Origin of the sequence: Corynebacterium sp. UMB10321 (assembly GCF_030228725.1) — a bacterium.
In the GTDB taxonomy this organism is placed as follows: Bacteria; Actinomycetota; Actinomycetes; order Mycobacteriales; family Mycobacteriaceae; genus Corynebacterium; species Corynebacterium pseudogenitalium.
In genome coordinates this window covers 1-17711 of the sequence record NZ_JASOZC010000012.1, presented here as the reverse complement: position 1 = coordinate 17711, position 17711 = coordinate 1, and the positions used below count along the sequence as shown (strand labels likewise).

The window sequence follows — 17711 nt, the reverse complement described above, 5'->3', positions numbered from 1 at the left end:
GTGGAAGAAACCGCCGCGGAAACATGGTCGCACCGCGCTGACCTGGCTCAATCGGCTGTGCAGGAGCGACACGCCTCCCGCCTGTGGGGGCTGCCGAAGACGAACCTCGCGGTGGTCACGTGGCCGCCGGGCTCGAAGGATCGCCTCTACTGGCACTGGCACTACTGGTGGCAGGCCCACTATTTGGACTGCCAAATCGACGCCGCTATTCGACGCCCCACCAAAACCCACAAGCGCCGCCTCAAAGACACCCTGCGTGGCATCCAGCGCCGCAACCTGGGCAAGCTGACGAAGAACAAGTACTACGACGACAAGGCCTGGCTGGCCCTGGCGTGGAACCGCGCCGTCGACGAGGGTTTGGCGCGCCGCACGAAGGCCCTCGACGCCCTGGAGTTCGACCTGCTCGCAGGCATCGACCCGGTGATGGGTGTGCTGCCGTGGCGCACGGAGGAAACCTTCTACAACGTGCCCTCGAACGGCCCGGCCGCCCTCTTGTTCGCGCGCACCGGCCGCCTGGACAAGGCCCGCGAGCTGCTTGACTGGACGTTCGACAACCTGGTCACCGAATCAGGCCTGGTGCAGGACGGGATCCGGATGCGGATGCATGGCCCGGAGGTCGTCGACAAGCTGTATACGTACAACCAGGGCACGGTGCTCGGCGCGAGCCTAGAGATCGCGCTGGCGTTGCGCGCCGACGTCGGACTTCGCGACGACGAGCCAATCGACTCCTTCGCGTACTCAAAACGCGCCGACGATTCCGTGTTTTACATCACACATATCCGGGCAATTGTGGAAGCGATTGTCCTGCATATGGCTACCCCCCAGGGGGTGATTCTGAACAAGTCCTACGAATCCGGCGACGGCGACGGCGGACTCTTCAAGGGAATTCTGGCACGCTACCTTGCCGATGTTGCAGTCCGTCTCCCTGAAGATTCCCGCCAGAACATCGCGACCAAAAAGATAGCATCAAGGCTGATTATGGCCTCGGCGGAGTCCCTTTGGTCCCATCGTTTGGAGGTCGACGGACTGCCGATCTTCTCCGCGCGATGGACCGAAGACGCCCGCCTTCCCCACAATTACGGGCTCGGGCCTTCGTCCTTGAGCGAGGCCGTCGGGTTGGTCCGAATTGATGAGAGGGACCTTTCGGTACAGCTTTCCGGGTGGATGCTGCTGGAGGCGGCTGCTCGGGTGGCGGCTGCAAATAGTCAGTAAAGCAGGCATACTGGTTGGCGTACCTAAGAAGCTCTAGTGGAGGTTATCTTCATGCCAATTGCAACCCCTGAGGTCTACAACCAGATGCTCGACACTGCAAAGAAGGGCGGGTTCGCATACCCGGCCATCAACTGCACCTCGTCTGAGACCATCAACGCCGCAATTCGTGGTTTCGCAGAAGCCGAGTCTGACGGCATCATCCAGTTCTCGACCGGCGGCGCAGAGTTCGGCTCTGGCCTGTCCGTGAAGAACAAGGTTGCTGGTGCCCAGGCGCTTGCTGCGTTCGCACATGAGATCGCTAAGCACTACGACGTCAACATCGCGCTGCACACCGACCACTGCCAGCTCGAGGTTCTCGACGAGTACGTCCGCCCACTCATCGCGATCTCCCAGGAGCGCGTCGACCGCGGCGAGAACCCACTGTTCCAGTCCCACATGTGGGACGGCTCCGCCATCCCAATCGACCACAACCTTGAGGTCGCCCAGGAACTCCTGGAGAAGGCACACAAGGCCAACATCATCCTCGAGGTCGAGATCGGCGTCGTCGGTGGCGAAGAAGACGGCGTCCAGGCAAAGGCTGGCGCCAACCTGTACACCAGCGAAGAGGACTTTGAGAAGACCATCGACGCCCTCGGCACCGGCGAGAACGGCCGCTACCTGCTGGCCGCAACCTTCGGCAACGTCCACGGCGTATACAAGCCAGGCAACGTGAAGCTCCGCCCAGAGGTCCTGGACATGGGCCAAAAGGTTGCAGAGAAGAAGCTCGGCCTCGAAGCTGGCACCAACCCATTCGACTTCGTCTTCCACGGTGGCTCCGGCTCCGAGAAGGAGAAGATCGAGGAGTCCCTGCGTTACGGCGTCATCAAGATGAACGTTGACACCGACACCCAGTACGCCTTCACCCGCCCAGTGGTTTCCCACATGTTCGAGAATTACGACGGCGTCCTGAAGATTGACGGCGAAGTGGGCAACAAGAAGGTCTACGACCCACGCTCCTACATGAAGAAGGCTGAGCAGGGCATGGCCGACCGCGTCATCGAGGCCTGCCAGGACCTGCGCTCCGTTGGCACCTCCGTGTCCAAGTAAGTTTTACTGCTTGCTCTTCCTGAAACCCCTGGGGCCCTCGAGGTCCTGGGGGTTTCTTCGTGTGTGGGGTGGTTCGGGCCTTTTGGGGCCCTTTGGGGGCCTGCTGTGCACCAGATTCCTATTCGTGGCCGGGCGACCTGGGGTTTTGTCGTGGCGGTTTTCTGGAATCCGGGAATTTGGTGTCTTGGCCTTTTGCCCGCGCACCAAATTCCCTCTCTTGGTCCCCGCGACCTGGGGTTTTACGAAGCCGCTTCTCCAAAAACCTGGAATCTGGTGTCGCTTCCTTTCGCGCAAGTGCCAAAGGACGCAATCCCTTCCGCCGAATCCGGCAAAAGCCCAGGTCGCGAAAAATGCGGTGCGTCTATTGGCACTGAAAGCGTCTGGAAGGTTCCAGCACTTCACACTTCATGCGGTTAGGTGTCTTGAAATGTGACTATTTTGTATTTGCTGTCGAGGGACTGCTGGCCTGGGGTGACAGGCTTGGCAGGCTTGTGTATACATGTATACATGAGTGGATCAGTGATTAGTTTGCGAATGGACGAAGCCCAGAAACGTCGGCTTGACGAGCTTGCTACAAAGACCGGTAGGCCAAAGGCGTTCTACATCCGTGAGGCAATTGAGGCCTATCTTGATGACGCTGAATACATCTACGAGCTTCAGGCTGAGGCGGAAGCTGTTCGTAGGGGCGAGCTGGAAACTGTTACCCTCGATGAACTTAAGGCCGAGTGTGGCCTGGCAGATTGAGTTTTCGCCTAGGGCACGAAAGGCGGTGCGGCGGTTAGACAAGCAGGTACAGCGTCGGCTTTTTCAAGTCTTGGGTGATTTGTCGCGGTTGAATGATCCACGCGTCCGCGGTAAAGCCCTTGTAGGTGGAATGTCAGGGTTGTGGCGTTGGCGTGTCGGGGACTATCGGGTAATTGCTGAGATTCAAGATGACATCGTGACGGTGTTGGTGGTTGATGTTGGGCACCGTGGAGAAATTTATAGGTAGTGGACCGCCCTCACCCGCGCCGCTCCCGTCGACCTCCTCCGGTCGACCAATGCAGGTCACGGCATTTTGAGGCTTTTCGACGCCAAAATCCCGATTTCGCGCTGACCTGCATTGGTCAACGCTAAGAGGTCGACCAAAACGAAAAGCGAGCGAAAACGGCACGACCACCCGGGGCGCTATGGTTATGGCATGGCGAAAGAGAGAATGGGTACGCGTGCCCGGTTGGCGTCGGTGGATCAGTCGATTCAGGCGCGGTTGATGCGTGTGCGCAAGCGTCTGTTGCCGATTCTGCAGATGGGCATTGCGGCGGGTATTGCGTATTGGATCGCGGGGGACATTATTGGCAACGCGAAGCCGTTTTTTGCCCCGATTTCGGTGGTGATCATTATTGGCATGTCGGGCGGGGAGCGCATTACGAAGGCGATCGACTTGTCGATTGGTTGTGCGTTGGGCGTGCTGGTGGGGGATTCGCTGTTTTACAGGTTGGGGGATGGGGGTTGGCAGATTGCGGCGATTGTGTCGGGCAGTTTGTTGATTGCGTCGTTCTTTTCGAAGTCGCAGTTGGTGAATAACCAGGTGGCGATTGGTTCGATTCTGATCGCGACGATTATGCCGCCTGGCGCGGAGGTGACGGGTTTTGACCGTACGATTGACGCGGCGGTGGGTTGCATGGTGGCGTTGGCCACGATTGCTCTGATTCCGCAGGGGCCGATGGAGCCGGTGCGCGCGGAGATTTCGAACTTGATGGGGTTGATGAGTTCAGTGCTTGACGACGTCGCCTCCGGCCTCACCGACCGCGATCCTCAAGTAATCGATGATGCGTTGGAGGCGATCCGCGGGTCGCAGACGGATATTGACGATATGGCGTCGGCAGTGAACGCGGGCAAAGAGACGACGAAGATTTCGCCGTTTCTGTGGGGCGCGCGCCGTTACATCAATTCCCTGAGCTTGGTGATCCCGCCGGTGGATAACGCGGTGCGCTCGTGCCGGGTGCTGGCGCGTCGCGCATTGGTGCTGTGCGAGGACGGTGACCACGTCTCGCCGCAGCAGATTGAGTTGATTGACGTGTTGGCGAAGGCGTGCCTGGATATTTCTGAGGTGTACGAGGTGAAGTCGCGGCGCGCGCAGGCCACCGTGATCCCGCAGATTGTGAACGAGTTGCGGGCGGTGGCGCAGGGCTCGTCGGTGGACCTCCTGGAGAAGGACGCGGTGTTGTCGGAGTACGCGATTCTGGCGCAGACGCGTTCGCTGACGGTGGACTTGCTGCAGGTGTGCGGTATGTCGCGGGAGTCGGCGTTGGCGGCGCTGGCCCCGACCTCTGACACGCCGGCGTACCCGCCGGAGTCCTTCGATTTGCGCTAACCGCGCACCGACTGGATGTCGCGAAGGTGGCGGTAGAACGTCACCCGCTGCAGCGGCCGCGGGTGGGCGACGCCGTCCACCACCAGCGTGATGTCCTCCCCTCCGGACTGTAGAGCCCGGCCAGTCAGAACGGTCGCCGGGTCCGTGAGAGCCGGGGCGACCGTTTTGCCTTTCGTCAGCAAGCTGCCAAGCGGCATGCCCGCCAGCCCCTCCAGGCGCTGCGGGTCCACGCGCCGACCCTCCGGCACGACGAGCGGCGTGACCAGGCGCGACGCCGCCAGGCCCGGCGCATCCGGTGTGGGCACCAGGCGTGCCCCGAACTGCCCGAAGAACCGCGCGGAGGGTTCTTCGCCAGTGCGCATCACCAGCTGCTGCGAATCCACCACGATCTCGCCCACGTACTCGCTGCGCCCATCCCCGTGGGAGAGCGTCGCCGAACCGGCCACCACCACGCCCGTGTCCGTCCTAACACACGGCGACGGCACCACCGGCCCCTCCACGGCCAGGTCCACGGACCCCGCGCCCCACGCCACCGCCGCCGGCGACGTCGGATCGGTGGGCAGGTAGGCCACCTCCACCCACATCACGTCCGCGCGCATCAGTCGCGTCAGCACCGCACTCAGCGCAGCATCACTGCCGGACACGACCACGCGCAGCCGCTCCTCCGGCTGCTGCGGCGCCAGCTGCGGGGCACCCAGGTGCTCCACCGACGGCGACTTCTGGATCTCCGCCAAGCTCGGCGTCGGGTCGTGGGGGAGGGCGGAGCTGGCGGCGTCGAGAAGAAAGGAAAGCTCACTTCTCGACGGCACCTCCGACAGTGTGACCTCCTCCGCACCTGGAATTGTGAGGGAGCTAGCACACGCACAATGAAGAAGACGCATGGCATTCACGCTACAATAAGCCCGGATTAGTGCCTATAAAAGGAGAGAGAATGTCCGCCATCATCATTGTCGGCGCCCAATGGGGCGACGAGGGGAAAGGCAAAGCCACCGATATCCTCGGTGGGAAAGTCGACTACGTAGTCAAACCCAACGGCGGTAACAACGCAGGTCACACAGTTGTCGTGGGCGGCGAGAAGTACGAACTCAAGCTGCTGCCGGCAGGTGTGCTCAGCGAGAACGCGACCCCAATCCTGGGCAACGGCGTCGTCATCAACCTCGAAGCGCTCTTCGACGAAATCGACGGCCTCGAAGCCCGCGGCGCCAACGCCTCACGCCTGCGCATCTCCGGCAACGCGCACCTCGTCGCGCCCTACCACCAGACACTCGACCGCGTCCAAGAACGCTTCCTGGGCAAACGCGCCATCGGCACCACCGGCCGCGGCATCGGCCCCACCTACGCCGACAAGGTCGCCCGCGTCGGTCTGCGCGTCCAAGACATCCTCGACGAATCAATCCTCCGCCAAAAAATCGAATCGGCGCTGGACGTCAAGAACCAAATGCTGGTCAAGATGTACAACCGCCGCTCCATCGAAGCGGACGCAATGATGGACTACTTCATGTCCTACGCCGAACGCCTCAAACCCATGATTATCGACGCCGAAAACGTCCTCAACACCGGACTCGCCGAAGGCAAGCACGTCCTCATGGAAGGTGGTCAGGCCACCATGCTCGACGTCGACCACGGCACCTACCCGTTCGTGACCTCCTCCAACCCGACCGCCGGCGGCGCCTGCGTCGGCTCCGGCATCGGCCCGACGAAGATCACGGCGACCCTGGGCATCGTCAAGGCGTACACCACGCGCGTCGGCGCGGGCCCGTTCCCGACCGAGCTGTTTGATAAGTGGGGCGAATACCTGCAGGAAACCGGCGGCGAAGTCGGCGTGAACACCGGCCGCAAGCGCCGCTGCGGCTGGTACGACTCCGTCGTCGCCCGCTACGCCGCCCGCGTCAACGGCTTCACCGACTACTTCCTGACCAAGCTCGACGTCCTCACCGGCATCGGCGAAATCCCGATCTGCGTCGCCTACGACGTCGACGGCGTCCGCCACGACGAAATGCCGCTGACCCAGTCCGACTTCCACCACGCCACCCCCATCTACGAAACGATGCCGGCCTGGGACGAGGACATCACCGGCTGCACCACCTTCGAAGAACTCCCGCAGAAAGCCCAGGACTACGTCCTCCGCCTGGAGGAGCTCTCCGGCGCGCCGATCAGCTACATCGGCGTCGGTCCTGGCCGCGACCAGACCATCGTCCGCTTTGACGTAATGGACCGCTAGCTTTCTGCTTCCTCCGAAGTTCGGGACCTGGGAGACGCTCCCAGGTCCTCTTTTTTGCTCGGGCCGAGGGGTGGATATGTGCCTCTCAACTTTATTCGGAAAATCGTGAACAAAATTGCGCTTTTTGTGACAGCGCACACAAGCAAATTTGTTCACAATTTCCCGACTCCGCTCGAGAGCACACCTTCCCCTCTCAAGTTTGCTCGCCACATACGCGGCTGAATATGCTGACCACTATGAACGCAGCAATGCCCGAAGAGCAGCAGCCAGAGCAGCAACAGCAGCTCGACAACGAGCCCATCACTCAGCTCGACCCCGCGCGGGATTTGAGGTGTGACCCTCGCCAAGTGCTGGTGCTGGGCGACAGCGTGGTTGAGGAGGAGCTCGCGTGGTCCTTCAAGCAGCTCGGGTTTGACGTGACGCACCTGTGCACCACTGAAATAGACCCGGAAGACATGCAGCAGCGGTATCCGTCGTTGACGGTGGCGGGCGCCGGGGTGGACTCTGAGGTGCTGAAGGAGCTGGAGGAGCGCGCCGGGTCGATTGTGGCGCCGTCGGTGGAGGCGCAGGAGCTGTGCAGTTCGCGTGAGGGCGTGCGTGCGACGGCGACGGATTCCTTGGGTTTGCCGACGTTGCGTTGTGAGTTCGTCCGTTCTCCGGAGGAGCTGGAGGAGGCGGCGTTGCGGTTGGGTTTGCCGGTCGTCGTGAAGCCGGGGCGCTCGTCGGAGGGGCAGGGCCAGACGGTGCTGCGGAGCGAGCAGGACCTGAACGTTGAGGCGGCCAAGGCGTGGGAGGCGGCTGCGGAGGTGGACCCGGAGGGTCCGGTGGTCGTGGAGCGGTTTATTGAGTTTGATTTTGAGTTGACGATTTTGGCGGCTCGTTCGGTGGATCCGGCGACGGGTGAGTTGGCGACGTGGTTCTGTGAGCCGATCGGTACGCGGCATGTGGGGGGCCGTTTGGTGGAGGCGTGGCAGCCGGCGGTGTTGTCGGAGGCTGCGGCGGGGAACGCCCGGTCGATTGCGGCCAGGATTACGGGGGCGCTCGGCGGGCAGGGTGTGTACGCGGTGGAGATGTTCGTGGCCGGTGATGAGGTGTACTTCTCGGATGCGCGGCCGCGGCCGTCCTTGGATGGGTTGCTGACGCGTGCGACGCAGCGCCTGAACCAGTGTTCGTTGCACGCGAGGGCAGTGATTGGTCTGCCTATTGACGCCACCTTGGTCAGCCCGGGCGCAATGGTCCTGGTGGAGGATGTTGTCCCGAGCGTGGATGGCCTTGCGAAGGCGATGTCGGTCGCGGAGACTGGTGTGCGTTTTGTGGATGGTGCTGCGGTGGTGACGTCGACGGGTGAGTCGGCGCAGGAGGCGCGGGACCGGGCGACGCTGGCTGCGTCGCGCCTCTGAACCGGGCCCGTGTTGGATTTGGACTAGTTTACTGGTTTAATTGACAGATTACTGCAATCTTTTTTAGAGATGGAGTTGTCTGCGCATGAACACTTCCCGGTTGGGCATGGCGGTGGTTGCTGCGGTGGTGGCGTCGTCAATTGTGGTGCCGCAGGCGTCGGCGCAGATTGATGTGGAGGCCGCGAAGCCGTTTCTGAACGTGGTTGCGCCGGATTATGCGCAGGCGCTGCATTCGACGGAGGCGTTGTTTTCGCCGGGGAATCCGGATGATCCGGCGACGGTGAGTGGTTCGGTGAAGCTGCCGATGGAGGTGGCGCGTTCGGCGCGGACGGTGAGTGCGTCGGCGAAGGTGCTGACGAACCGCAAGGGGGAGCCGCTGGGGCGGCCGGTGATGGTTGATGATGGTTCGGGGAATTTGACGCCGGCGTTGCATCCGGGGACGTGGGCGCCGGTGCGCCGCGAGCCGATTCGTGTGTTCGCGCAGTGGTATGAGGGCGTGTATACGGAGCATTCGTCGCCGACGTTTTATACGGAGGTGGATGAGAACGGGAACTTTTCGCTGAAGCTGCAGCCGTATGTGGATGCGCGTGGGGTGGAGCGTGAGTTTTTGGCGGATGCGACGGTCGGCGTGGTTGGTTCGGGTGATCGCGGGCGTGATCAGTTGCGTGAGAAGCTGCGCGTCTGGGTGGAGCTGCCGGAGAGCGTGCGGGATGACTACCGCCTGATCCATCAGCCGGCGGGTATTGTGCCGCCGACGAATTGGTTGGGCAATGTGACGCCTTCGTATGAGACGAATGGTTGGTGGCGTGGCGGCAAGGTGAATGGCTTCTTCGTGGCGTACCAGGACCGGAGGAACTCGGCGCAGCATCTGAAGGACCGCTCGAAGTGGGTTGAGAATGACGGCTCGGGAACTCCGTTTGGTGTGTACACGGGGCAGATGTTTTGGAATACGGTGGATACGCCGTATAACCGGCGCTACCAGGAGTCGATGACGAACAATGCGGGGGATGCGCCGGCTGCTGGGATGATGGTGGTCGGCTCCTACTTGTCGGATGAGGCAGTGGCGAAGACGCTCGAGTATGGCAAGAAGCAGTTCGGCAAGAAGGTGCGTAGCCGATCGTGGACGCCGGAGGATGAGAAACAGCTGCAGCTGTGGATCAATGAGCAGATTGCGAAGGACCAGAGCTGGATCGCGGAAACCGCCGTGACCACGACGGACGAGAATGGTGACTTTAACCTGTACTGGCGGGGTACCTACGGTGACACTTACAGCTATCCCGGTCTGGTAGGAAGCTGGCATCACCGGGTTGCGGAGTCGTGGGATGAGGGCTCGTGGGCCAAGGGCAATATGTATTCCAAGCACATCAACTGGGAATGGACCTATATTTCGATCCTGACACCGGACGGCAAGGAGCTGCCGAACAACGTTGGTGCGATCCACCCGTGGGCACTGGGCTACTGGGGCGGCCCAGGTCCGAGTGGTGGCTACTTCGACTACTGGTCGGGTTCGGATGTGCCGTGGCTGAAGGCCTGGGCAGGCTCGGCGTACGCGGGGTCGACGCTGGTGAGCTCGCCGCGCTACGCCTTATCGACGGCCCCCTTGAAGTTCCACGTGGAGAAGCGGAACACGTTTAACAACTGGGCGCCTCCGGGGGAGACGGTTCGCACGTTTGGTTCGGGCGTGCCGCTTTCGAAGGGATTGAGTTACAAAATCGTCTGGTATGACGACGAAGGCGAACGGGTTCACGAGTGCAAGGCAACGACGCCGGATGACCAGGCGCGCATTGCGTCGTGTGACTTCAAGGTGCCGGATGATGCGAAGCAGGGCGATACGTACATTGCCCGCCTGTTCTACGCGTCGGACGCTGGCAACGTGCAGGCGATGTTGGCGCAGGATTCGTTTGCGGTGACGCACATGTTCCTGGAGTACGGGGATCCGGTTGAGGCGGCCGTCGGTAGACCGGCGGAGGCCACGCCGAGCTTTGATAACCCCGATTCGAATCCGGTGGAGGCGAAGCCGGAGCGCGCGGAGTTCCAGCTGGGCTCGCTGCCGTTCGGGGTTGACGCGTCCCAGGTGAGCGTGGATGATGAGGGCGTGGTCCGTTTCACGCCACGCATGGACCAGGTTGGCGAGCGCATTGAGATCCCGGTGGAGATGCTGGACCCGAGTAACAAGATCCAGCGTTATGATGCGCAGGGTTCGCAGGGCCCGGGCTCGCGTCCGGTGTCGGCCGCGATTGCGACATTCGTGCCGCACGTTGCCCAGTACGCCTTGGAGTACAAGGAGCAGCAGGTGGAGCCGGGGCAGACGGCGAAGTTCCCGGCACCGACGTTCGATGATCGCGCGACGAAGAAGCGTGAGAAGCTCACGTTCGAGGGCACCCAGTTCGAGCTGGAGCGCCCCGTGGAGGGCGTCACTATCGACGCCGACACCGGCGAGCTCACGGTCGATGTTTCGCATCGCCAGCTCACTGATGTTGAGGTCCCGGTCGTGGCGCACGTCCCGTACGAGGATCCAATCCGCGGCGTGGCGAAGGTTCGCCTCCGCATGCCGCTGCCGGTACTGAGCACGGTTGAGCAGCAGTCAGTAGCGGCGGGTGCACACCAGGAGCGCCTGGTTCCGACGGTGGAGCACGCCGGCAACGCACAGGCTCGACTGGAGCGCATCGGTGCCGAAGGGAAGTCTGTTGAGGGTGCCTCAGTAGACCTGGACCTGGATTCTGGCGCGATGCTGCTGACTGTCCCGGTGGAGACCAAGCCTGGCGACGACTACGTGATTGTCGTCTCCGCGCTCTCTACCGGCGAAGAGATCGGCCGCATTCCGCTGCGCGTTACCGAGAACGTCGCGGACCTCTACACGCCGAAGTACCAGGGCGCGACGACGAAGGCCAACGGGGATATCACGCTGGACAACCTGGGCGATGCCCTGCCGAAGGATGCAGAGGTCTCGGTCAGTGGCCCGCTGGACTGGGGCGTTACCGTCGAAGGCGACGCGGTGAAGCTGCACGCGCCGAAGCACGCGACCCCGGGCACCGTGGTCTTCGATATCACGGTGCGCTACAAGGACGGCTCCTCCGACGTGATGCCGGTGCGCGTCCGCGTGGCCGCCCCGGTCACGACGACAGCGCCGACCTCCACCACACCGACCTCCGCCGCTCCTACGGCGACGGTGTCGACGTCCACCGCGACGCCTGAACCAGCACCGGTGACGACGAAGGGGACGTCGACAAGCGAGGCGACCTCGCAGGTCCCGACCACCCCAGCGACCGCGCCGGGCACCACCCCAGTGCCGACCACCTCGGCGGCCCCGATTCCGCCGGCAAACGCCCACGCGAACTACGCCGACCCGAATAGTGCGCTCGGCCGCGTGCCGGTTGACATGGGCGGACGCGCTATGACGCGCGATCCGTTCGCCGACTCGCTGGCGCTGGTGCGCAGCTACGAGATGCACGCCCCGGCGGGCGCGCACGGCTGGGAGTTCACCCTCGACGAGAACACCGGCCAGATCCACGCGGTCGCGCCGTCGCAGGAGTTCCTGGCCGCGCTCTTCGAGGAGGCCTATGGCAGTGCCCGCGACGGCGTGGTGCAGTTGCGCCCGCCTGTGTGGGCCCAGTTCGCGGTGGACTTCCAGCATGTATTGCGCCCGGCAGTCAACGTCATCGTCGAGCACGAGGACGGCCGCGTTGAGCTGGCCACAGCAGCCTTCGAGCTTCTCGACGCCCACAAGCACCCACTGCTCGACCGCACCGCGGACGCCGATGGTGATGGCGTGTCCAATCTCGATGAGCTGGAGCAACGCACGAACCCGTTTGCCGCGCCAGCCCCGACCCCGACCACGGAGCCGGAGCAGCCAACCGAGACCACTACCCCTGCGCCCACGACGGCGCAGAAGCCGGATTCCGGTTCGGAGCGTTGGGAAGTGGAGAAGTGCATCGCGGTGTCCGTCGCGGCTGGCGTGCCGCTGCTGTTGCTGCTGCCGCTGGGTATCGCGGCGCAGGAGATCCCTGGCGTGCAGCAGGCGCTTGCTCCGATGCGCAAGGCGATGGCCGACGCGTTCGGCCCTGGCGGCCAGTCCGGCGTGAAGAACCCGGAGATCGCGCTGGCTGGCGCGGGCCTGCTGGCGTTCGGCGTGGCGCTCAGTGCGCTGATCTACACGCAGTGTGGACCAGAGGTGAACAAAGACGGGCTGAGCAGTAAGCAGTAGAGGTCGGTTCCGGTATAGTCAAGCGCATGTCTGAGTGGAGGTTTGAAACCCTAGAGCTTGAGAACTTTCGTAACTACGAACGGTTCTCGCTCCACTTTCACGAGCGCTTGACTGTTCTTACCGGTGTGAACGGTGCTGGAAAGACTGCAGTGCTGGATGCATTGAAAATCATCCTTTCGGTGCCAGTTGGGGTTTTCGGCTACCAAGCAGTTGGAATCAAGCAGGACGACGCGCACTTAGCGCCACAGTTGGGAAACAGCAACCGCGTGTCTCAGGTGGAACCGTACTACCCGGTGTCCGTCAATGCTGACTTGGTATGCGGCAATGAACGTTTTGAGATGACGCGCTCGCTCAACGGGCCGAAGCGGAAAACAGTTGGGGCGAATTCTGAATTCCGGAAGTACTGTGAGTCCTTGAAAGAGGAGCTTATCGCGGACGCGAGTATGAAGACCGCTCCGCTCCTTGCAGCGTATGGTGTCGAGCGCTTAGTGAAAGAGATTCCGCGTAAGGCGTCTGTGCCCACTTCCCGCCTATCGGCCTACGACAATGTGCTGGATCCTCGTTCGGATTTGAACCAGCTTTCGTCATACATTGAATATCTGGACGCGCAGCGCCTCGACGCGCTCAGCGCTGACGAGTCTCTTAAGACGAATGCCGATGCACAGCAGCTGCAGTCCATCTTTGACTCGTGTAATAGCATCCTTGAGCCAACAGGGTGGGGGAATGCCCGGTGGGACCGGAAGGCGAAGTCCGTGGTGCTTACGCACAAGCAACATGGGACCTTGCCACTTTCTTTGATGGCAACTGGCACGAAGATTTGTGCTGGTCTAGCGCTTGATATCGCTACTCGTATGGGCCGACTCAACCCACACCTTTCTGGTGAGGAGCTGCGGTGCCAGACTCCCGGCATCGTGCTCATTGATGAAGTGGACATGCACTTACACCCATCGTGGCAAAGGAAGATTTTGCCGACGCTGTTGGAAACCTTTCCCGCAGTACAGTTCATCGTGACGACGCACAGCCCGTTGGTCATTGCCAACGCGGAGACGGCATCAGTCCGGGCTCTCGTAGACAATGAGGTGCATACACCAGAGTATGCACAGGGCCTTGATATTGAGACGGTGATCGAACGAGTCCAGGGGGTGGATCCTACACCGGATACAGCGAACCGCAGGATGCTCACCACCTATATGGAGATGGTTCACGCCGGACAAGGCAATAGCGAAGAAGCCCTTGGATTGCGCCGACGGATTGAGGAATCCCTCGGCGGCCTCGACCTTGTACCAGAACTATTGGAAGCAGATGCGTATCTGTTTCTTGAAGGTGACGGTTAGGGGGAACCGACAGTGTTTATTCAGCGCCGTCAGGACAACCAAGAAGAACAGCAGCTGCGCGCAGAGCTTCAACGTGCGCTTCGTCAAGGGGTAGAGTTCCATGATTACCCAGGCAAGGATAAGATCCGCGCGTTTCTGCTGAATCGCCAAGGGCATCGGTGTGCTTATTGCGAGCGAAGGATCAACGACAAGCGGCGCACCTCAAAGAAATCTCAAGCAGACACGCGCCGCGCTCCAACGAATAAGATTGAGCACTTTCATCCTCAGAGCAGTGTGACTGCTAGTGATGAGTGCAGGGCTGCTGCGGGATGCAACGAATTGCACTAATCTTCTCTGGAACTCACCAACTTGCTCGCGGTGTGCGCAGGGGCAGACTGACTTTGCGGGTGTGGTGAGTCGCCACTGTGATACAAGCAAATCCAACACTGATATTTGTGCCTAGTTGAAAAACCCAAACACAGCCGACCAGCGCGATCCATCAGTTCCTGAGTTGAGCAGCCTGGTTGTCGTGGAAAGGGATGGGACCGTGCGCCCAAACCCGGCATATTTTCCCGGTGAAGAGGAAATGAAGGCCGCGCAAGACGTTCTCAACGATGTACTCAACCTCAACCTCAACGCCATTTGGCTGAAGGAGGCTAGGGCAAAGCTGTACGCACTCTTGACACGAGGCCTTGTTAGCGCGATCAAAGAGCAGTCGCGCAAGCACCACAACGTGAGCCGACGCCAGCTACGCCAGAAGATTGTGAGGGCGCGACTCAAAAACGCTTGAGGCGAAAGCACCGGAGTTTCCGTCGGTCTACCTCAGCTTCTGTGTGGAAAACTCGCAGTAGGCCGCCTTATATCAACTATTAGAACGCCCCTATTAGGGGGCCTTTCGCGCTTCTTGGAGATTTCTCGCCATCACTTTGGCTGATCTTTGTCTGGAAAACTCAGGGAGGAACTCGTTTCGGCAATTACCGGATAAGACGCTGAACTAAAGGTCGGGCACAAATGCTGTGCGCGCTACGTTTGTGTTTCGTTCGATGTGTTTGGGCTCTATTCCCGTTGGGGCTCAAAGAATGTTTGGCGGTAATCCGCTTAGCTGCTGTTGAAAGTCAAAAGAAATAGGGCCGTTATCAATCCATTCTTAAAACGCTTTAACCAAAAGAAAAGTAACCGGCCGGGGATGGGGATTCAGTTTGAGTCGATGCAGGCTGCCGTGGATTCTGGCCGAATAGGCGCTAAATACGGATGGAATTGCGCAAGTTTCTTGCGAAAAAGGATTCCCGGAAGGGTGCACTCCTGTCGATATTGTTTAGTTTCGGGAAAGGTCTGTGCGTCTTATTGACGGGCACGGACACAACTTTCTGGACATTCAGATCTTCGGGAAGAAGGAAGAAACATATGCGAAAGAGCATCACGGCACGTCGTGGCACTTCGATTGCTGCTGCGGCGTTGTCCTTTGCACTGGCGGCCCCGCTGTCTCAACCTGTTGCGTTTGCGCAAGACAACCCGCCGGCTTCTGCTGCTCCTGCCTCAAGCGCTGACAAGGGCGCGCAGCAAGGCGAGGGTAAGAACAAGCAGGTACCGAATGCCATCTTTACCAAGGGTGGCTGGCGCGACTTCTACGGCTACCACGGCTGGGCGTACATCAACAAGGACGGCCGCCATGATGACCTGTCTGAGAACAACAAGCCTCTCAAAGGCAACGTCATCTACCTGCAGTACGTGACAGGGAAGGGCGAGGTCTCTCCGACGTTCTACACCACGACCGACTCTGAGGGCCGCTTCTCCTTCGACTTGTCCGAGAAGGTAACCAACGAAGTTGATGCCCCGCCGTTCTGGCTGCCGGACTCGAGCGTTCGCGTCCGCGTCTGGGGCGAGAACCCGGATCCGGAGAAGTTCTCTGTGGTCATGGCCGGTGACATTAAGTCTGGCCGCTACACCACGCGATTGGACCGCGTCCAGGAGTCTTGGAACTTCACTGTTGGTCCGTCTGGTTCCCGCATTACCAACGGCCGTTTTGTGCTTGAAGAGCGCCCAGCCCAGGTTGACTGGCTGGCAAAGCCAGAATCTGAGTGGACCCGTGCGACGGATGGTCAGACTGGTGAACCGACGGTCGATGGCTACTTCCCGGATTACGATGCATATGGTGCGATTTCTTCGCAGCCTGTGGTCGCAGGCACCCAGAGTCACTCCACCGTGTGGTGGGAATCGGGCGAAACCGCGGGTAAGCCGGCGAGTTACTACGACTACCAGCCTGCGCGCGGCGACCGCGCAGCCGGCGGCATCGAGATCGTTGCTTCGTACCTGAATGACGAAGTCTCGCGGCAGATCGATGCCTGGAAGGAAGAGAACCCGGGCTACACCGTTGAGCAGGAACGTAAGAATCAGGAACGCATCATTAAGGCGTACCAGGACGAGCATGGCGTTGGTTCCCACATCGCAGAGACGGTGGTTGCTCCGTCCAAAGACGACGGCACGATTTACCTTCCGTTCAAGGGCACGTACGGTGTTTCACGCACCCAGGAAAACCAGCTCGCACAGTACAGGAACCTGCTTGAAGAGGGCGACTTCGGTACTGTCGCAAAAGACTTCATGCCAGAAAACGGCGCGTCTCGACTCGCAGCGTTTACGGCCGGTGGTGGGGTCAACGCGACCAAGCGTCGCCACATCAACTATGACTACATGTACATTTATCCACGTATTAAGGGTCGCGATGTCAGAAACTCGGCTTTCGTGGTCAACATGTTCCAGAACTTCAACGACCAGGGTTACGTCGGCGCATCTGGAAACGCACTGAGCGGTCTCCACATCCCTTTGATGTCCGCACAGCCGAATTTCGATATTCCGGAGTACAACTCTTACGACAATAAGGGTCGTCCGGGCTCCAAGGTAACCACGAAGACTGAGGGCCTGCTGCCGAACACGGAGTACGCAATCCGTTGGTACGCCACCGCCCCGGACGGTACTCAGACTGAGATCAAGGACGCGATGTGCAAGATCAAGAGCGACGACAAGGGTGCGCTCGAGTCTTGTGATTTCCAGGCTCCTGAAGACCTGAAGGAGACAACGGTCTACACCGCTGCGCTGGTTTCTGTTGACCCGGCTTCCGGTGAGCCGTCTGATCGTTGGGAGATCGCTGACTCCTTCACCGCTGTTGTTCCTGAGCCGCTGCCGTTGGGTTCGGTTGGCACTGAGTTCCCGGATAACGACGTCACGCCGCTGTTCAAGGACCTGCCGGACAACATGAAGGAGGGCGCTGAACCGTCCTACTCGGCTAACGACTTGCCTGCAGGCCTGGAGATCGACCCGAAGACCGGCAAGATCACCGGCAAGCCGACCACCCCGGGCACCACCGAGGTCATCGTGACCCGCGAGGTCGAGGTCATGGTTGAGCAGGAAGTGCCGGTGCTTGACGACGACGGCAACCCGGTCTACAAGAACCCGGACGAAGAAGATCCGGAAAAGCGCGTTGAGAAGACCGAGAAGAAGCTCGTTCCTCAGAAGCGTAAGGAGCAGGTGGTCACCAAGGTCACAGTGACGGACACCAAGCTGTCCGACGGCGTTGTCGGTGAGCCGTACGAGCAGGAAGTGAAGCCGGAAGGCTTTGACAAGCTGCCGCAGGGCTTCGAGCTGAAGAAGGACTCCATCAAGGTTGAGGGCCTTCCGGAGGGGCTGGAGCCTAAGAACGGCAAGATCATCGGTACGCCGAAGAAGACAGTTGACGCTTCTGAGGAAAAGCCGAACGTCACCGTCACCTACACGTTGGTGGACCAGGACGGCAACGAGACCGAGCACACCGACGTTGTGCCGCTGAAGGTAACCGACCAGGCTGGCAAGTACGACCCGCAGGGCAAGGACCAGGAGGTTGCGAAGAACTCCGAGCCGAAGGCTGAGGATTCGATCGCGAACAAGGAAG

Annotated in this window: 13 protein-coding genes; 12 read left to right on the top strand and 1 reads right to left on the bottom strand. The window is 60.8% G+C overall.

The window, feature by feature from the left end; genetic code table 11:
- The 5 genes from QP752_RS09975 (at position 1) to QP752_RS09955 (ending at position 4651) form a co-directional block, all read left to right on the top strand.
- Positions 1 to 1212: a glycoside hydrolase family 76 protein gene (locus QP752_RS09975; RefSeq protein WP_070479572.1), complete on the top strand. Its 1212-nt coding sequence runs from the start codon at positions 1 to 3 to the stop codon at positions 1210 to 1212.
- 45 nt (positions 1213 to 1257) lie between these two features.
- Positions 1258 to 2298 (top strand): class II fructose-bisphosphate aldolase, encoded by a 1041-nt coding sequence (gene fbaA, locus QP752_RS09970; RefSeq protein WP_284805432.1) that lies wholly within the window; start codon positions 1258 to 1260, stop codon positions 2296 to 2298.
- A 507-nt stretch (positions 2299 to 2805) separates the two neighbouring features.
- Positions 2806 to 3042 (top strand): ribbon-helix-helix protein, CopG family, encoded by a 237-nt coding sequence (locus QP752_RS09965; protein ID WP_284805408.1) that lies wholly within the window; start codon positions 2806 to 2808, stop codon positions 3040 to 3042.
- Positions 2930 to 3289 (top strand): type II toxin-antitoxin system RelE/ParE family toxin, encoded by a 360-nt coding sequence (locus tag QP752_RS09960; protein ID WP_336621666.1) that lies wholly within the window; start codon positions 2930 to 2932, stop codon positions 3287 to 3289. The genes QP752_RS09965 and QP752_RS09960 overlap by 113 nt, the downstream gene beginning before the upstream one ends.
- 189 nt (positions 3290 to 3478) lie before the next feature.
- Positions 3479 to 4651 carry an aromatic acid exporter family protein gene (locus tag QP752_RS09955; RefSeq protein WP_256000825.1) on the top strand — a complete coding sequence of 391 codons (1173 nt, stop codon included), beginning with the start codon at positions 3479 to 3481 and terminating at the stop codon, positions 4649 to 4651.
- On the opposite strand, the gene QP752_RS09950 is transcribed toward QP752_RS09955, so the two are convergent.
- Positions 4648 to 5532: a hypothetical protein gene (locus QP752_RS09950; protein WP_284805406.1), complete on the bottom strand. Its 885-nt coding sequence runs from the start codon at positions 5530 to 5532 to the stop codon at positions 4648 to 4650. The genes QP752_RS09955 and QP752_RS09950 overlap by 4 nt on opposite strands.
- A 50-nt stretch (positions 5533 to 5582) precedes the next feature.
- Between QP752_RS09950 and QP752_RS09945 the strand changes: the two genes are divergently transcribed.
- The 7 genes from QP752_RS09945 to QP752_RS09915 all read left to right on the top strand — a co-directional run.
- Positions 5583 to 6872, top strand: coding sequence for an adenylosuccinate synthase (locus QP752_RS09945; RefSeq protein ID WP_284805405.1), 1290 nt, complete (start codon positions 5583 to 5585; stop codon positions 6870 to 6872).
- Between the two features lie 236 nt (positions 6873 to 7108).
- Entirely contained in the window at positions 7109 to 8272 is a 1164-nt protein-coding gene (locus QP752_RS09940; RefSeq protein WP_284805404.1) for an ATP-grasp domain-containing protein, read from the top strand.
- Positions 8273 to 8357: 85 nt separating this feature from the next.
- Positions 8358 to 12476: a YPDG domain-containing protein gene (locus tag QP752_RS09935; RefSeq protein ID WP_284805403.1), complete on the top strand. Its 4119-nt coding sequence runs from the start codon at positions 8358 to 8360 to the stop codon at positions 12474 to 12476.
- Between the two features lie 26 nt (positions 12477 to 12502).
- Complete coding sequence (locus QP752_RS09930) at positions 12503 to 13810, top strand: AAA family ATPase (RefSeq protein ID WP_284805402.1); 1308 nt, start codon at positions 12503 to 12505, stop codon at positions 13808 to 13810.
- 12 nt (positions 13811 to 13822) lie between these two features.
- On the top strand, positions 13823 to 14137 hold the full coding sequence (locus QP752_RS09925) for a hypothetical protein (protein ID WP_284805401.1): 315 nt from the start codon (positions 13823 to 13825) through the stop codon (positions 14135 to 14137).
- 181 nt (positions 14138 to 14318) lie between these two features.
- Positions 14319 to 14579, top strand: a complete 261-nt coding sequence (locus tag QP752_RS09920; protein WP_284805400.1) for a hypothetical protein — start codon at positions 14319 to 14321, stop codon at positions 14577 to 14579.
- A gap of 614 nt (positions 14580 to 15193) precedes the next feature.
- Positions 15194 to 17711: putative Ig domain-containing protein (locus tag QP752_RS09915; RefSeq protein WP_284805399.1), on the top strand; the 2518-nt coding region annotated here is incomplete at its 3' end.